Source organism: Methanosarcina sp. (genome assembly GCF_035390745.1).
Lineage (GTDB): Archaea > Halobacteriota > Methanosarcinia > Methanosarcinales > Methanosarcinaceae > Methanosarcina.
Map to the genome: position 1 here is coordinate 8,828 of NZ_DAOOUJ010000025.1, position 17,927 is coordinate 26,754.

A 17,927-nucleotide genomic window follows, 5' to 3' on the forward strand; every position below is an offset into this window, starting at 1 on the left:
AATAAGGGTTTTTGCTTTCTCAAACATCTGTCTGGACTTCTCAAGTGTAATCTCAGATACCATGAACTCTCACCGAATGAACTTAAACGTTTGATAAAGGGGAATGCAAGTGATTTTAATTAATTAATTGAAATCGTAAGAGGCATCGATATTTCAGAATTATAGCGAGCCTCAGTAGATTAAATTGAGTAAATTAATCGAAATCAAAGTGAAGAGGCATCGGAAATTCTGAAATATAACGAGCCTCTGGATTGAGCTAATGCTCTATTCTGTGCTATTTACTCATCCTTATAACAGAACCTTCCCCTATTAAGCAGTTATTGATAGAAGCGGTTATGATAACGGAATACAGGCAAACAGACATGTAATTAACATTTAATTAAGATTGCATCAGGCAACATTAACAGGCAGGATTAAAAAAGTAAAAAGGAAGGAAAAATAAAAAACTGACTGAGTCCCTTAAAAAAGGAATGCCTGAAAAAAGCTGTCATTTCAACATTCGAGCGGCATCCTTTGCAAAGTAGGTGATGATGAAATCCGCACCTGCCCTTTTTATGGAGATAAGGGACTCGTAAATAGCTTTTTTCTCATCAATCCAGCCTCTGGCTGCTGCGGCTTTGATCATGGAATACTCACCGCTCACGTTGTATGCGGCTGTCGGCATGCCGAACTCACTCTTGACCCTGTATATGATGTCCAGATAAGGGAGAGCAGGCTTTACCATAAGAATATCCGCACCTTCTGCCACGTCAAGGGTCACTTCCCTGATGGCTTCGTCGCCGTTTGCAGGGTCCATCTGGTAGGTCGAGCGGTCCCCGAAGGAATAACCGGATTCGGCAGCTTCCCTGAAAGGCCCGTAGAAGCAGGAATGGTATTTTGCGGCATAGGACATAATTGGGATGTTCTCATACCCACTAAGGTCAAGAGCCTCACGGATTGCAGCTACCATCCCGTCCATCATTCCGGAAGGAGCTACCATGTCGGCTCCGGCTTTTGCGTGGCTGACAGCAATCTTTCCCAGGACTTCAAGGGTGGGGTCGTTAAGGATTTCTTTAGTTTCAAAGTCAACTATTCCGCAGTGCCCGTGGCTTGTAAATTCGCACATGCAGATATCAGTGATCACAACAAGTCTGTCTCCAAGCTCGGCTTTGATCCTCCTTACAGCCTCCTGGACCACATCGTCTTCCCCGCAGGAAGAGCTGCCTTCTGCGTCCTTGTATGAGGGTACTCCGAAAAGAATCACTGCAGGGATCCCGAGGTCTGCAATCTCTTTTGCCTCTTTTGCGACCCCGGAAAGGGGGAGATTGTATATTCCCGGCATGGAAGAGATCTCAACAGGGGAATCAATATTCTCGTTCACAAAAATAGGCATGACCAGGTCGTCCGCGGATAAGGTGGTCTCACGCACAAGGTCCCTGATCTTACCTTTTCTCAACCTTCTCAACCTGACTTCTGGAAACATGTGATCACTCCTGAAATATGAAATGTTTTACTGAAATGCTTTACATGAAATGTTTTACTGAAATGCTTTACCTGTAAATTAATCTGGTTTGATTATTTCTACCTGGAATAATTCTGATTTCCAGTACGCTTCAGCCTTAATCTTTTACAGCGTACTCCTCTTTAACCGCTGCGTGTTCTTTTGCACAGCCTGGTTTTATCTGGTCAAACTTCGCCTGTTTCATTTTTTCAAACTTTACCTTATCCTTTTCAAGGCAGAAGACCCTTGCAACCACATCAAGGAACTCTTCGTTTCCGAGTTCTGCGGCCTGACGGAGGACTTTGGTAGGCTCTGCCAGAATTTTATTAACAATAGAATGAGTAAGGTCGTCAAGAACCTCGGTTTCTATATCGCCGATCGTGTGATAAGCACTGAGACGGTTGACTGCTTTTTGCCTCTCCCTTATGCGGACATCATAGACCTGCTTATACAGCTCGGAAATCAAGCGGTCGGCTTTCTGGCGCTTGTACTGGAGATTCAAAAGCCTTATCTCTTCCTGAATAATGGCTTCAGCTTTTTTTGCCTCTTCTTTCCGCATCTTGAGTGTCCTTTCGCTTATGACCCTCAGGTTGTCGATATTGCAGAGTTCAACATTTTCAAGTTCCGCAACGGATTCCTCAATGTCCCTGGGATTTGCGATATCGATAAGAAGGAGCTTTCTGTCCCTGCCTTTTACGGCTTTTTCAACGATTTCCCGTGTAAGGATATAATGGGGAGCTCCGGTGCCGCTGATAACTACGTCAGCTCCCGGCAAATAGTCCCTGATATCATCAAGCCTGACTGCGTGACCGCCGAGTTCGTAGGCGAGTTCTTCTGCTTTCTTATAAGTGCGGTTTGCAATGTAAATAGCTTCAATGTCCTTTTCGGCAAGGGCTTTTGCGACCAGTACACCTATTTCTCCTGCCCCTATAACAAGCACGTTTTTTCCTGTGAGCCCCCCGAAGATGTCTTCGGCAAGGTCTACAGCCGCAGAGCCTATCGAGACTGAACCTTTATTGATCCGGGTCTCGTTTCTGATCCTTTTTCCTACCTGAATGGCTTTTTCAAAAGCCGTATCAAGAACCTTGCCTGTGGTTCCGGCTTTCTTTGAATAAGCATAGAGGTCCTTTATCTGCCCGAGGATCTGGTCTTCCCCTACAATCATGGACTCAAGACCGCCTGCAAGCCTGAGAAGGTGTTCCAGGGACTCATCATGCCCGTAAAAGTCAATGATGTGGGTGGAAGCTCCCATTTCTTTTGCAAAAGAGAAAAGTAAACTGCTGCTCTTGGGGGAAACAACGTAGATTTCAACGCGGTTGCAGGTTTTTAAGACAACACATTCGTATACGTACTCACGACTGTACAGGTTATGGAGCAGCCCGTCCAGATCTCCGTGCCAGGCGGACTCCATTTCCTCAACTTTTGCTTTTTTATGGGATATAACCATACTTGAGATTTCTGTCACAGAGAGCCTCCGGATAGAATGAATAAAGGGATAGAATGAATAATATAAGGAGTTGTAAATTAAACTTTGTCCGGAAATCCTCAGCCGTTTTTCACTAAAGGGTTTCCATTGGAGGATAATTGTTCGAGATTATTCGAAATCATTTGAAATTACCCGAAATTATTCGAGATTATTCGAAATAATTGCATATGCTTCTTCTGCCGCTTTTTCGTATGATTCGGAAAAGCCGTTCCAGACATTTTCACTTTCAAGGACTTTCCAGAGGAGGGCTTTCCTTTTCTTCTGTTCTTTTACATGCAGTTTGAGGTAGCTCCTCAGTTCATCCTGAAGCCGGATCATGTCGGAATATGCAGGAGTTATCACACTCTCTATCTGTTTTCGTGTATATTTAGAGACCGCAGGGCTGTGTCCGAGGGTGGAAATCCCTATCACAAGGTCTCCTCTTTTGATGACCGAGGGGATTACAACACTACCTAAAGCATCCACCTGATTAATCAAAATATCGCTTTCCCCGGCAATATCAGTTATCTTCCGGTTAATTTCGGGAATGCTGGTTGCAGGGATTACGAGAAATGCCCCTGAGATAATTTCCCTGAGTTCGGAGTCCGTGGCTGCCGTAAGGTCAAGCTTTGACAAACGGACCTGCCCCGCTGCCTCAAGCTCCTGAAGCCTTTCGGAAAAGTCGAGGCTGACAACAACCGTATCCGCGCAGCCGCAGAAAAGTTCGGCTTTGCGCTCCCCTACAGACCCGCCTCCGAAAATCACTATTTTCCTGCCTGAAAGGTCAAGCATGAGGGGGAGAAAATTGTTTGTTTCAGCCATTTTCAGGGACCTCGAAAATGAAAGATCTGGTACATGATAGATTGGTGTTTAATATTGGTGTTTAATAAACTCTGAGCAAGTGAATAATAAATGGGCGATATCCGGGTAATAAGTGCTTAATAGATGAATAATAAACGGATAATAAATACCTTAAAGCCAGCTTTTATCGGCCAGCCATTAAAGCCTTACTCCGGTTTTTTTGAACTCTTTTTCACTGAAGAAAAGAGTGTAGTCCTTAATCCCTGTAGCTTCCGAAATCTTCTCAGCCGCTTTTACACAGTCTTCGGGATTATAGGAATGAACCATTGTAAACAGGTTATACTGCCAGTCAGGATAGCGGGGCCGCTCATAACAGTGCGTAACTTCGGGGAATTCAGCCATGATATTCCCTACTTTTTCGATCTGCTCATCAGGAACATTCCAGACACACATTGCATTGGCTTTTATGCCTATGGCTCTGTGCCCGATTGAAGCCGCAAAGCGGCGGATCTTTCCGGCTTTCTGGAGGTTTTTAAGCCTGTCAACAACCTCCTGTTCACTGATTCCAAGTTCAGAAGCAAACCCTTTGAAAGGAGAATGAGTGATTGGAATTCCGTCCTGCACAAGTTTTAGCAGTTTTACATCCGTTTTATCCATAATTTCACCTGATATCAAACTTTACCTGAATCTTAAACAGGTGCTTTGTAGGGAGGTCAAGAAGAGGACAGCCTGTTTTCTCCCGAATTTCACTGAGAATCTCCTCAAGCCTGTTTTTATTTGGAGCAGAAAGCGTAAACCAGAGATTATATTGTGCAGCACTTCGGAGGTAATTATGGGAAACTTCGGGATACTCGTTAATTAAAATAGCAACTTCCTCTACACGGGACTCGGGCACTTTCAGGGCTACAAGAGTACTTACGCCCCCCATATTTCTCGTGCTGAGTACAGGGCCTACCCTTCTTACTGCCCCTTTCCTGTTGAGTTCACGCAGCCTTTCAATGACGTCGGTTTCCGGAAGCCCGAGAATCTCGCCTAACTTTGCAAAAGGTTCGACTTCGAGGGGGACTTCCTGCTGGATAAGATTGAGGATTCTTTTGTCGGTCTCATCAAGTTCTATTACCGGAACTTCCCCCTCATAAGGGTACATATCACAGGAAAAATCAGCAGCCTCTTTCTGGAGCCGATCTTTAAAATTTTCAATGTCAATCATCTCGATCACATCACTTTTTTCCGGGCCTGTATATGCAGTAAGGCTCTTCTTCGAGATAGTCGCCTGTAGCGGCATAGGCTCTTGCCCTGCAGCCTGCGCAGACTTTTTTGTATTCACATATCCCGCACTTTCCTTTAAGCTCTTCGGGATCCCTCAGTTTCCTGAAGACCTCCGAATTCTCCCAGACATCTTTGAAAGGCTGTTCCTTTATATTTCCGGCAAGGACCGGAAGATAGCCGCAGGGATAGACCTGCCCGACGCTTGAAACGAAGCAGAAACCTGTACCTCCAAGGCAGCCCTTTGTCATGGCTTCGTAGCCGTGAGTCTTTACCGAAATCTCGATGCCTTCTTTTTTTGCCCGCTGGCGCATGATTCTGAAATAATGAGGAGCACAGGTTGCCTTCAGCTGGATTTCCGATTCTTTCTGCATATCATAGAACCAGTGCAGGAGACGCTCATAATCTACCGGGGAAACCTCATCGGACTCTTCTCCCCTGCCTGTGGGCACAAGGAAAAAGACGTGGTAAGCTACTGCCCCGAGCTCTTTTGCAAGCTCAAAGGTCTTCGGGATTTCTTCAAGGTTGCGTTTGGAAATTGTTGTGTTGATCTGGAAAGGAAAATCCGCTTTCCTGAGGACTTCGATGCCCGCAAGAGTCCTGTCAAAGGCTCCGGGCATGCCGCGGAACTCGTCATGAGTCTTTGCAGTTGCTCCGTCAAGGCTGATGCTGAGCCTTTGAACTCCTGCATCTCTTAGTTTTTTCACAACCTCAGGGGTCAGGATTGTTCCATTTGTTGCAAGCACGACGCGGAGCCCGGCATCAGTGCCATATCGGGCAATTTCAAAGACGTCAGGTCTGGTGAGAGGCTCGCCTCCGCTAAGGATGAGGATGGGTTTTCCAAGCTCTGCAACTTCGTCAATGAAGTGCTTCGCTTCTTCGGTTGTAAGCTCGCCTTCGGGAACCGAGGAGGTAGAAGCTCCCCTGCAGTGCACGCAGTTCAGGTTGCAGCCCGCAGTAAGTTCCCATGCAATAAGCCGTGGTGGATTTGTCATGGCAATCATAAATTAAGGGTTTCTGTTGCTTGAATTAAGGGGTTTAATGAAATATAAATTAAAGATGTCAGGGATTCACATTATAATTAGAGAACTGAAGATAGACCAGAACCAATAACTTAAGTTAGTATAATTGAAATGTGACAGGTCATATTAATAAAGTAATATTAAAATTCTGCCATTTCAAATAAGAACCTATAAAAAGAGAAAAGGAAGTCAGGCATTTTCCGGCTGAAGACCTAGGATTTTATGACCAAATGCTTCAATCCCCCAAAAGAATAAGGAAAAGAAGTAAAATAAGAAGCTGTTCAGGTAGATATCAGTTGCTGCCATCCTCCAAGCTGTTTCCACCGATATTCTCCATATGGATGTGGGTACTCATAATCCTCTTTGAATATGATCATTGTCTGAATGTCGTGTTTCATGTTATTTTCCAAATTTTCCAGAGGTAACACTTCATAAGATGTATTGTTTGACACTTTGGACAGAAAAATTATATGTATATCTACGTCTCCAAAATTGTCCCGATTCCTCACTTAACCGAAGATGCATGAAATAAATTTAAGTTTCAGGATAGTTCATGTGATATCAACCGAATACAATTGACAACCATTGGTATTAGAATTTTTTAGATTCCCATATTCCATTATGACAATTTTGGTTGCGTTTTTTAATAATTTAGTATCATGTGATATTACAACTAAAGTCTTCCCATTACTATGTATATTTTCGAATATTTTAGCAATGTTTTCAGCTGATTCTCTATCAAGGTTTCCGCTAGGTTCATCGGCAAGAATAATTTCTGGATCGTTCATTAGTGCTCTTGCTATCGCAACTCTCTGTTGCTCCCCGCCACTGAGTTCCGCAGGATAATGATGCAATCGATGCCCTAATCCCTGTTCTGATAATAATTTTATCGCCCTTTCGACCGCTGTAGAGTATTTTTTATTTGCAATAATAAAAGGGACAATTACATTTTGTAATGCAGTGAATTCTTTAATAAGATTGAAGTGCTGAAAAATCATACCAATTTTCGTATTTCTAAATTCTGAAACTTGTTTATCAGTAAGTTCAGATAGATCCAGACCATCTACAACAACTTTTCCACTTGATGGTTTATCAAAGCCTGCGATTAAATTAATTAATGTTGTCTTTCCGGAACCTGACATTCCCATGATCCCTAGAAATTCACCTCGCGGGATCAATAAGTCCAGGCTACTAACTGCGATAATTTTCTGAGTTGGTTTAAAATATTCTTTTGTAACATTCTCTAATCTTATCATATTGTGTTTCATTATTCTTCCCTCAATAATTCAGCAACCTGAACTTTGCTAATTTTTCTATTAGTGTATAATAATGCAACTATTACAGCAATGGCGTTCAGTACAAAACCTATTGCTGCTCCGTGAAAAATCACTTCAGCTGGAAGGTAAAGTTTAAACAGCGTCTGATACATCCAAAACTTGGATACCAGTATAGCAAAAAAAGATACTATAACCATGATCAATATTTGCTCAATAGCATATATTTTCATAAGCCCAGTTTTACTGGCCCCCAGTGCTGTTAATATTGAAAAATTTCTTTTCTTGTTATCAATAACAATATTTTGTTCTCTGAGTAATACTACAAGATAGAGAACCATCCCCCCGCCTATGAACCCGAATCGTACAATTGGAGGCAAAGCTTCTTTTAAACTTGTTGATGCTCTAATCTTCTGATTTTCAAGAGTGGTCGGTGTCCACTCCTTATTATTTTCAAAGATATAAGATTGAAGATATTCCATCGTAGCTTCTTGATTTTTACTGATTATATACAGGTTGTCAGCGTAATTTTCTTCTGCAGCTATCGGATCAAATGATCTCAAATCTTCAGCAACAAATTCAGTTTCTGATGTTGGGTTCGTAATACCAGATATTCTATATTCATACCTGGAGTCCCCCACCCAATATATGATGGTGTCATCAACATCAACCCCCAATCTTTTTGCTATATTCCAACTTATCGAAGCATACCCAGGATCAGGATATCCACTCTTTAATGTACCCGAAATTAAGAAATGATTCAGCCCGATGATATCAAACTTTGATGGATCCTTAAGCATCTCGTGATTGATTAGCACTGTATTAACTGGAATGCTCATTCCTATATATGTATCAGTGATATTTCCCTTATATACAGTTCCAGAACCGTAGCTGGAAACTGCTGCATTGACAATATTAGGCTCTGTTGTCACATTCAAATAGTCATGCTTTGTTATCGGGCCATTAACAAATATGTTATATTTTGCCTCTTTCCATGGAGCTAATTGTTCATATTCAAAGCGGATAGGTACTAATATTAAGGTTAAAACTATTGAAAAAACAATTGTCAAAACTAACAACTGCTTAACCAATCTGATAATATTTTTTTTGAATTCACTTTGCAAATAAAAAAAAGAAAGACTGGAGATATTATCCTCTCCTGTTCAAGTTATTTTTGTGTATACATACGCATTATCACCGCCAACAAGCGTCAGACCCGCATATTGGCGATTCTGGTATCTACCGGTCTTCTTAGAAATCGCATCAGAGTAAACATGCTTCGTTGTGGGTCCCCCTAACATAGTCATATAATAACGGTGAGTCCATGCTTTACCTATATTTGTACTTGATTTGTACACATAGTCCTCAGTTGACGACGCAGATGTTATTTCTGGTTTATTGAAGGCAGTATAGTTGACATCATTAGCAAACCATAATAGATCAGGAAGTGTTACTCCATAAACTTCAGCTGTATACGTAGCATCTCCTTTAAAATTGAAAGTTGAACCTTTTATTCCTTGAGTTGGAGTTACTGTAAGGCTCGCATCAGAAACTGTACTTTGGATAGTCACTTCCCCATCTGTATTCGAAACGAAACTTTGGATAGCTACACTATCATCTTCATTAGAAGCTAAACTTTGAACAGTTGTGCTTCCTTCCAGCTGATCATTTGTATTCTCCTCTGCACTTGCGATCGGCATAAAAGCTATGCCCACCAAAAAAATTGCCAAAAATATAGTTCCTATTCCAAATTTATTCTTCTTCATTTCATAATCACTCCTGTTCATTTCCCAGGAGGCAGAATCAGGCAAGCCTTAAATAACCGCAAAGCTAACACTAACACATGCCTCCGGGCACAATGGAGTTCAAATTTACTCTGGAGGGTTCGTTTGAACTCCATAAACTATTTACTAACCCCCCTATATAAATTGTAAAGTTTTTAGCCAGATCATCAAACAATGAATGCTTAAATTAAGATTCTATTTTCCAGAGGTAATACTTCATAAGATGTATTGTTTGATACTCGAAGAAGAGAGATTAGATTATGGCTGTGGCTAGCATTTTCAAACAAAGAAAAAATGAGTGAAAAAGATAAGCTATTCAGATAGTATCTTTTACACTTTCACAACTTAAAAGACTCAACCCATTCCGGCCTTTCAGGAGGGTTATCATTCAACATTTCCCTCCATTCCTCATCCGTTAACCTTTCTCCTGAAGGCTGCCAGAACTCATAGTAACTCATTACAGGACCTGCTCCGAGTACGATCCTGCCATCGGGCTGTTTATAAGCTACTACTATCAGGTCCAGTTTTCCTGTTCCTTCCTCCAAAACATTCCCTCCCGCACCTGTATAAACATCCGCAACCAGAGTAGACATCTGGGACTTTATATCTACATTCTCAAGCATTGGAGATATGTTCTGATCAAAAGTTCTGATGAACTCGTACTCTTCATATGTCAGCTCTTTGTTTTCAAGTTCTTTAATCGAAATTTCCAGCAGCTTTTCAAGAGTATTTTCAAGAGTAGTAAAATCTCTATCCGCTTGTTCATCGAGAACTTCCATTTCCGCCAGCCCGCTGTGTGCCATTTTTGTAAGGGCAAGCATCCTGGCATAGAATTCGGGCACCGGTTCCACATATCCCTCCACAGGTTTTTCTTCCGGATTATAGGAGCACCTGTAAAGTAAGCCTGCTTTGCATAGAGAATAGTATCATGTCTGAGTTCGGTCCAGAAAGCAAGGGCTGTATTAAGCTGTTTATCTTCCCAGGCTTCGGTCTGCATGAAGGTGGGGTAACCCTCTGGATAACTTACAAGGAGAGGCTTTAGAGAGTACAGTTGAGCCCAGTAAAGGTTTTTATTCCAGTCTTCTTCATCAAAAGCTCCAAATTCGTTTTCCAGAGATAGGCGGCGGTTTTCGTATTCTTCATTTTCAGAAATATTCAGGTTTTTCAGGTGCTCTCTGGCCCTTTCAGAGCCGAGAAGATCCATGATATTCAGGGCAGGAGGACTGAGCCTCTGGAGTATATAGGAATCCGGGGTATAGCGCTGACCCATGAATCTGAAACCTTTCATGGCCTCAAGAGTTTTATTTTCGGTTTCTGATCCTGCCTGAATTATTCCCCCTGACCCGCCGTAGATTTTCGGACTTTCGTATCTTTCCAGCTCGGTTATCAGTGCTGTAAGGCTTTCGTTATCGAAGCTTACTCCTTCTCTATCATTTCCAAAAACAGTGTCCAGAGCTTCTGCATATTCATAGGGGCCAAGGTCGTCGGAAAAACCGACATAGAAAGCCGTCACATCGTAAATTCTATCCCACCCGTCCCGGAGGTCTTTGTCCCGGTCAAAATGGTCAGAAATTAAAAGGGCCTGAATAATCTGAATTTTTACTTCCTTTTCCGAGTCTTCTGCGGTGACCACGTCCGACCGAAGGAGCATACTGATTCTACCGTGCCACATCATGGCCTTGAAGTAATTCTTCAATTTCTCAGAGGATGTATAGTGACCCCGTGGGGTGTATTGAGAGTAATCTTCCTTGTACTTGAAAATTGGAGATATTCCTCCTTCCTGGGCTTCTATTAAACGCAGTTCAGCCTCTACATCGGTTTTTACAAACGAGGGGACTTCGATACTGTATTGTTTTGCTTCCTGAGAATCGAAGAGTATAATTTCCCCCAAATCTTCCCTTGATTGCCCTATCTGATAAGATTCCGGTTCAAGAAGTCTCAAAGCCACTGCAAAGTATGCAACATTTCTTCTTGCGGCTTCCTTTTCTCGCCCTGATGCGCTGTCATAATCCTCTATGGAAGCTTCAAGGAGAGCTTTGTCAAGTTTCCAGAGCTCGTCATAGAATTCCTCCGATTCTGCCCTTTTTAGCGTCTCATCAAACTGGATATGGTAAAGGTGAAGAAGAGAATCCGACGTGATGAAAATAGGAACATCAGCCACTTTCAGGTCTCTGTAAGTATCATTTACCCGCGTCTTCCCTGCTCCAGGTAGGTTTTCGATAGCCGAATTTTCAATTACAACAAATCCATTTTTGTACAGCAAATCCCTGCTTTCGTTCGTCAGGGGAATTTTTTGGATGAAATCGTTATAATTCGCAATTTCGGAAGCCTTTAGAGGTAGAGAATAAGTGGGAACATCAGCCTCGAATTGAATGTTTTCTTTACTGTAATATCTGGAAAAAGAGCTTTCCTTTTCAAGTTTAAGAGAGTCTATATTGCCTGCATAATCTGTATTGCCTGTATAGTCTGTATCTGAAACATTTTTGTTTGGAGTTTCATTTGTCATGTTCCCAGAATTTTTTCCTTGAGTTAAATTATCTTGATTACCAGTACAACCAGAGATAAAAATCAACGATACTGCCAGCAAGCAGATAAAAATAGTTGTGGTTGCTTTTTTCAAAGTATACCCCTCATATTTATTTATGTTGAAATTATGCTGAAAAGTTGAGTTAGAAATCAAGAATAATGAAAACATTCAATAAATTTCTAACTACTTCTAAAAAATAAATGGTTTAGTGAATTGATTTGTCAACTCAAGTTCACGAGCCAAAAAATATATTCCCATAGTAGAATAAAAAGATATTTTTAAGTGTTTTTATTTTTAGTCCTTAACAATGATATGATATGCATGATTAATTGTGTCCCAGTTTTCCCAATATATGCCTCCCGGATAATCATCTCCAAAATTTGGGTTCCATGGATCATATATATACAAGTAATCGTAATCCACTCCCTCACAAAAGCCTGCACAAGCTCTTACATGACCATTAATCAAAGTTGCTAAAGGCCTATCATAAACGTAGATTTGGTTTCTAGCTTCAGCTCATGTTGGAGTGGAGTCATAGTATGAACCGCCTTTGTCTAACCCGGAACTAGATTTATAATAATAATTGACTTGATCATAAACGCTAGTTCCTACATCCTCTTCTACACGCATCTTATCAGCGATATAGCTCTGGGTCTGAATGACGTTATAGAATTTCGCAATCATCTTTCCTGTAGCTGGTGCGCAATAATAGTCGTTTTCTTGCACATAACGAGTGAAAGGAAGTGTTTTTTGGACTCCGGCAATCTTTATCTGGACTTTGTCTTCTTCAAAATTATTATCTGCAATTTCCTTTGAATGTTTATCATATTCACCCCAAGATATTAGTCGTTCTTCTATCTCTTCTTCAGGTATTTCCGAATATAACGACCATACATCAGTAACTTCAGAAGAATTAGTATCATTTATGCTGTTGCCAATAATTTCGGAACCAGAGAAATCAAACAATCTACTTTTTTCTTCTTTAGATTTGGACTCTTGTACGTCTGCCATTATTCCAATTTTAGGATAGCTATAACATACAACTTTTAAGGATGTAACATTTGCATTTTTATGATCTTCTGCGACCAGTTTTTTTGCATCCTCAACTTCTGTTTTCATATCCCAGTCTTCAGAATAGAATTCTATTGTTCGGATGGGATCTCCAAGCACTTTACTTGCCGCAACTTTTATTGCCCCTATATTTATCCCATTATTTTCAACCGTAAATTGGTAAAAAAGTTTATTCCCATTCATATCGTATATTATAAAGGGATCCGGATTTACTGTTGCATTTGTCCAATTCGTGGATTTGGAGCCTGGCGAACCAATCAATACGAAATCGTAGAGAGCTGTTTTGGCGTGTACTTCTGCCTCTTTTACTGGAACATAATTCTTTTCGATTGTTTTTTCATCAATAGATGCAGATGCAGGTAGAATACACATAACACTCAGCAGTAGCAATCCTGCAAGTAATACACCTACTCTAAATTCATACTTTATCATCATAGTTTCTCTCCTGTTCATTTCCCAGGAGGCAGAATCAGGCAAGCCTTAAATAACCGCAAAGCTAACACTAACACATGCCTCCGGGCACAATGGAGTTCAAATTTACTCTGGAGGGTTCGTTTGAACTCCATAAACTATTTACTAACCCCCCTATATAAATTGTAAAGTTTTTAGCCAGATCATCAAACAATGAATGCTTAATTTATGATTATATTTTCCAGAGATAACACTTCATAAGATGTATTGTTTAATACTTTGGACAGAAAGAACAGTGTATCAAAAGCTGCTACCATTAAAATTCAAAAAAATTAAGGTTTCCCGAGAGGCATGACCATGCAAGCCTTAAGAACCCTCAAAACCTGCATAATCATACCCCTGGAACGTGGAGTTCAGGTGAGCATGGAAAGTAGATTAGAACTCTATAATTGACTTTCAACAGACGCCATATAAATTTTCTATCCAGATCATCAAACTGACATTTTTTCAGAGTCATATGAAGGAAACAATTATTCTCTTACCCCTGATTGTTTGATACTATGGACAGAGAACTTATAAGGAAACAGTTACTGCACGTGTTTTACACAAATAAAAAAGACACTTATTTTATCCAGGCTTATGACCTTTCTGCTACTTTGAAAGTAATTCTAAACTCCGTTCCATACGTTCTATTAAGCTCGATTTTTCCCTCAAGCTGGTCAACAAGGATATTTACTAACTGCAGCCCCAGAGATTCAAGACTTTCAAACTTTATGCTTTCAGGAATTCCTTTTCCGTTATCTGAAATTATCAGGCTGAAAAGGGATTTACGCATTTCATTTCCCTTTTCTTCCCTGCAAAGCTTGATCCTTATTTCCCCTTCATTTTTCTCATTAAATGCATGCTTTAGAGAGTTGGATACAAGTTCGTTGACAATAATTCCTAACGGGACCGCAACATCCATATCAAAGAATGTATTTTTTTCGAGATCCATGAAGAGACGAACTTTTTTACTCTTAAGATTATATGTCTGGAAAAAATTTTCAGCTAGTTTTTGAAGATATGCCGAAAAATTCAGTGTGTCGTTTCCTTCCCCTTTATAGAGTTCTTCATGGATAAGAGATATTGAGGTTACACGATTCTGACTTTCCCTGATGGATTCCAGAACTTCAGAATACTTAATATCCTGTCTGTTATTGAACTTTTCAGCCTGGAGATCCAGCAGGGAAGAGATTACCTGCAAATTATTCTTAATTCTGTGATGAATTTCTTTTATCCGAATTTTATCTATTTTTTCCAGTTTTTCTTTTGCTTTCTTCCTCTCCGTGATATCATGGGCGTAAAGATTAACGTAGCCAGCGCCCGGGAATGGAGCGATATCTATCATATATGTGCGATTGGCATAGGTGCACTCAAGTTTACGCCGGATACCGTCCTCGAGGGCGGCAACGGAGAGCTCCGTGATTTCTCCGGGAGCTTCCTTACTGATAACACTACCCCAATCTGCCAGCAACACCCGGGCAGAGGGATTGGCATAATTGATGGTCCGCCCCTGATCCAGGCGCATCACAGGATCGGGATTTTCCTGAGATAGGCGCGCTACTGACTCCAGTTCAGCCTCAATCCTCTTATTCTCAGTAATATCCTGAACTATTCCCTTCACTCGAACAGGGTTTTTCTGCTCGTCAAAGATAACTTCAGCCTTGGAATAGACTGTACGTTCTTCCCCATTAGCCAAGACAATACGATAGTTAATGCCTCCTTTTGGTTCTTCTTTTAGCCCATTCTGGATGCTTTTATCTACATAGTCTCTATCGTCGGGGTGTATATAACTTAAAAGTTCATTATAAGAGGGGGCTGATTCCTGAGGACTGCGTCCAAAAATGTTGTACAGCTCATCTGACCAGTATCCTTCACCGGTTACAAGATTCCAGTCCCAGTTTCCAATATGAGCCATTCTTTGAGCTTCAGCAAGTCCTTCTTTGCTTTCTTTCAACGAATTGTAAGCCTTCTCAAGCTCTGCTGTACGCTCCTCAACTGTTTTTTCTAAATTGTCATATGCTTCTTTTAGAGCCTCTTCTGCTTTTTTGCGCGTGGTGATGTCAATGCAGATACCTGACATATGCTGCGGCTTCCCGCCACTGTCGCAGGTCGTATTACCTAGGGCATTGATCCATCGCACTTCACCCGATGGAAGCATGATCCGGTATTCAGTCGAGAAAGAAGTGCAGTTATTGACCGCGCTCTTGATCTTTTTTTCCACAATCATCCTATCGTCGGGATGGAGCACGTTTTTCAAGGAGTCAAGGCTGGCATCAGTTTTTCCGGGATCTAACCCAAAGAGCTGGAACAGTTCTTCAGACCACTCGATCCTGTTGGTAGATATATCCCAGTCCCACATACCTGCACCTGCAGAAACCTGAGCAAGCTTCAAACGCGATTCGCTTTCCAGTAGCGCCTCCTCTGCCCGCTTGCGCCCGGTAATGTCCGTGATCATGGCCAGTGCCCCTGCATATTTTCCCTGATCATCAAAAAGTGGACTGGAGGAAACAATGCACCAGAGTTCCGAGCCGTCCTTCCGGATGAAACTGTAATCGACCACCTGGTTGCTTCCCTCCATATGCTCATGCAGCCTATCATCAGCCTTTGCGAAAAACTCCGGAGACATGAACTTTCTCGGGGACTGCCCCAGTATTTCATCGATACTATAGCCCAGCATTTCAGCCATTTTCCGGTTGACGAAGACAGTTTGTTCATCACTGTCAATTAACCAGATACCCTCACTGGCGGTCTCCACTATCTTCCGGAACTTCTCTTCGCTAGCCCGCAAAGCCTCCTCAGTCTGCTTGCGTTTTGAGATATCTCTAATGATCTGGCTTGTGTTTAGATTGCCATCGGCGCCCACAAAGAGTTTAGAGGTTGTATCGCAGACGAGAGTTGACCCATCTTTTCGTTTGTATGTCAGTTCAGCCCTCGCCCGGCCGGTCAGCCTTCGTTCCTCAAGTGCAGCAGCAAGATTTTCATCGTTGACTACCAGATCATCTCTCCCAGCCCGCATAAGTTCATCTTCAGTCATGCCAAACATTTGACAAGCTTGAGGGTTTGCACAGAGAATAGTGCCATCGGGCTTTGTCAGCAAAATTCCGTCGAGACTGTTTTCATATAGAGATCGGTAGCGCGCTTCACTTACCTGCAACGCCTCCTCTACCTGCTTCCGCTTCTGTTCTGCCTTTTTCCTCTGCAGAGACTGAACCACCGCCGGCGCGATAGCTTCAAGGTCCTCCTGCTGCTCGCAGCTATAGCCTCCCTCACGGTTTGCGACCGCGATCAAACCAATCGTTTTTCCATCCTGGACAAGGGGCACGCCGAGAAAAGATGTGATAGGTGGATGACCTTCTGGAATTCCGATACTGTCGGGATGTGATGGAGGATCGTTGGTAAAGAAGCCTTTCTCGTTGTTAATCACACTACCGTACAGGCCGTGGACAGAAAAAACGCCAGGAGGACGGCGATGTCCTGTCTTGTCGTACATAAAACACCGTTCCCATCCCAGCTCGCTTTTTGCGACATCATGAAGCAGGCCGTCTTCACCCATTTCATTAATGAATCCAAACTCACTGCCGGTAATTTTCAGGGCTACAGATAAACATGCTTCCCCCACTTCTTCTTCTGTTTTTGCCTGCACTACGTTACTGAAGATCCGGTTGATCCCCTCAAGAATACGGTTGTATCTGCGTATTCTGTGATCTTCCTGTTTGCGTTCGTTGATATCATGGGCGACATAAACACAGCCGATGAGTTTTCCGTCCGAATCATATAGTGGGGAGTTGCTTACTGTGAAATAACCGCCAAGGCAATCCTCACAAACATTTTCTGTGTGCTCAACCCCGTCCTTAAGCAGCTGCTGTTGAGGGCAAAAAGAGGGGGGATTTTCAGTCCCATGAATGACACGATAGCATGTTAGCCCTGCGCACTCTTCGGGAGTTAAACCCAATCTTGCAGCCATGGCTGTGTTTGCACGGACAAATCTATACTTATCATCTATTATGGCTATAAGGTCCGGAACAGCATCAAATGTAGATTTCCAGTTTTTTGCAGCCTGAATAGCTTCTTTTTCCGCTCTCTTCCTCCCGGAATTTTCTATCCTCTCCCATTTACCTTCATTTTTGATCAAAGCAAATTGATGATTGGAGACTACATCAATAATCCCGGCTGTGCTGCACATATCGAGATAATACGGACACAAAGCTATTACGTGGTGTTTGTCGATAACCGCGTCCACTTTATTCTCGTAATCAACAAAATCATCCCAGCCTTCTTTTTCCAGCCAACGATTGTCTCCTGCCGCCCTGAGTCCGTCATAGCCCCTTGCCAGAACCTGATTGATTTTTTCAACCCAGCCATTTACGACCCCCTCCGGATCAAAAATGCCTTCTTTCAGATACCCATAAGTGTAAGGAATAATTTCGATTTGCCCTTCCTTCAGATAAACATCAATATCAGGAATCGTCTTTCTAAGAGCTTCTTTTGCATCTTCAACTTCCAGGGGTTGTGATGTGATCCACACGCAAAGCTCGTTATTTTCCAGCCCCGCTTTGAAGTAAGGGACAAGTATATCAATCAAATCATCTCTGGTCTGATAAAACTGACAGAAGTGCGTTCCCCATGGCACTTCTCCAATAACATCAATGCCAGATTTTCTCAGGCTTTCTCTCATTCCAGAATATTCTCCTGATTGACAATATATAAAGCGAAAATTCCGCTGCCTCTGGCACGTATGGTCTTTCCTTCCCGTATTCAATGATTAGACTTACACTTAAAAATCC

Annotated in this window: 11 protein-coding genes and 1 pseudogene; all 12 read right to left on the reverse strand. The window is 42.1% G+C overall.

The features are described from left to right. Window positions 1–487 precede the first annotated feature (487 nt). Window positions 488–1,462, reverse strand: a complete 975-nt coding sequence (gene hemB / locus PLL47_RS07680) for a porphobilinogen synthase (protein WP_324445601.1) — start codon at window positions 1,460–1,462, stop codon at window positions 488–490. 136 nt (window positions 1,463–1,598) lie between these two features. After that, complete coding sequence (gene hemA / locus PLL47_RS07685) at window positions 1,599–2,945, reverse strand: glutamyl-tRNA reductase (RefSeq protein ID WP_324445602.1); 1,347 nt, start codon at window positions 2,943–2,945, stop codon at window positions 1,599–1,601. A gap of 159 nt (window positions 2,946–3,104) precedes the next feature. Next, window positions 3,105–3,767, reverse strand: coding sequence for a precorrin-2 dehydrogenase/sirohydrochlorin ferrochelatase family protein (locus PLL47_RS07690; protein ID WP_324445603.1), 663 nt, complete (start codon window positions 3,765–3,767; stop codon window positions 3,105–3,107). 177 nt (window positions 3,768–3,944) lie between these two features. After that, entirely contained in the window at window positions 3,945–4,403 is a 459-nt protein-coding gene (ahbB, locus tag PLL47_RS07695; protein ID WP_324445604.1) for a siroheme decarboxylase subunit beta, read from the reverse strand. Window positions 4,404–4,407: 4 nt separating this feature from the next. Beyond that, window positions 4,408–4,956 (reverse strand): siroheme decarboxylase subunit alpha, encoded by a 549-nt coding sequence (gene ahbA, locus PLL47_RS07700; protein WP_324445627.1) that lies wholly within the window; start codon window positions 4,954–4,956, stop codon window positions 4,408–4,410. A 10-nt stretch (window positions 4,957–4,966) separates the two neighbouring features. Next, window positions 4,967–6,016, reverse strand: coding sequence for a heme b synthase (ahbD, locus tag PLL47_RS07705; RefSeq protein WP_324445605.1), 1,050 nt, complete (start codon window positions 6,014–6,016; stop codon window positions 4,967–4,969). 569 nt (window positions 6,017–6,585) lie between these two features. Then, complete coding sequence (locus tag PLL47_RS07710; RefSeq protein WP_324445606.1) at window positions 6,586–7,302, reverse strand: ABC transporter ATP-binding protein; 717 nt, start codon at window positions 7,300–7,302, stop codon at window positions 6,586–6,588. Beyond that, complete coding sequence (locus tag PLL47_RS07715; RefSeq protein ID WP_324445607.1) at window positions 7,302–8,378, reverse strand: ABC transporter permease; 1,077 nt, start codon at window positions 8,376–8,378, stop codon at window positions 7,302–7,304. The genes PLL47_RS07710 and PLL47_RS07715 overlap by 1 nt, the downstream gene beginning before the upstream one ends. 93 nt (window positions 8,379–8,471) lie before the next feature. Next, the gene (locus PLL47_RS07720) at window positions 8,472–9,074 is read right to left on the reverse strand and encodes a hypothetical protein (protein WP_324445608.1); all 603 of its coding nucleotides are present in this window, start codon (window positions 9,072–9,074) and stop codon (window positions 8,472–8,474) included. Window positions 9,075–9,430: 356 nt separating this feature from the next. Continuing rightward, window positions 9,431–11,598, reverse strand: a pseudogene (locus PLL47_RS07725) (DUF3160 domain-containing protein). A gap of 537 nt (window positions 11,599–12,135) precedes the next feature. After that, window positions 12,136–13,125, reverse strand: a complete 990-nt coding sequence (locus tag PLL47_RS07730) for a hypothetical protein (RefSeq protein WP_324445609.1) — start codon at window positions 13,123–13,125, stop codon at window positions 12,136–12,138. A gap of 613 nt (window positions 13,126–13,738) precedes the next feature. Then, on the reverse strand, window positions 13,739–17,818 hold the full coding sequence (locus tag PLL47_RS07735) for a PAS domain S-box protein (RefSeq protein WP_324445610.1): 4,080 nt from the start codon (window positions 17,816–17,818) through the stop codon (window positions 13,739–13,741). Window positions 17,819–17,927: the final 109 nt, after the last annotated feature.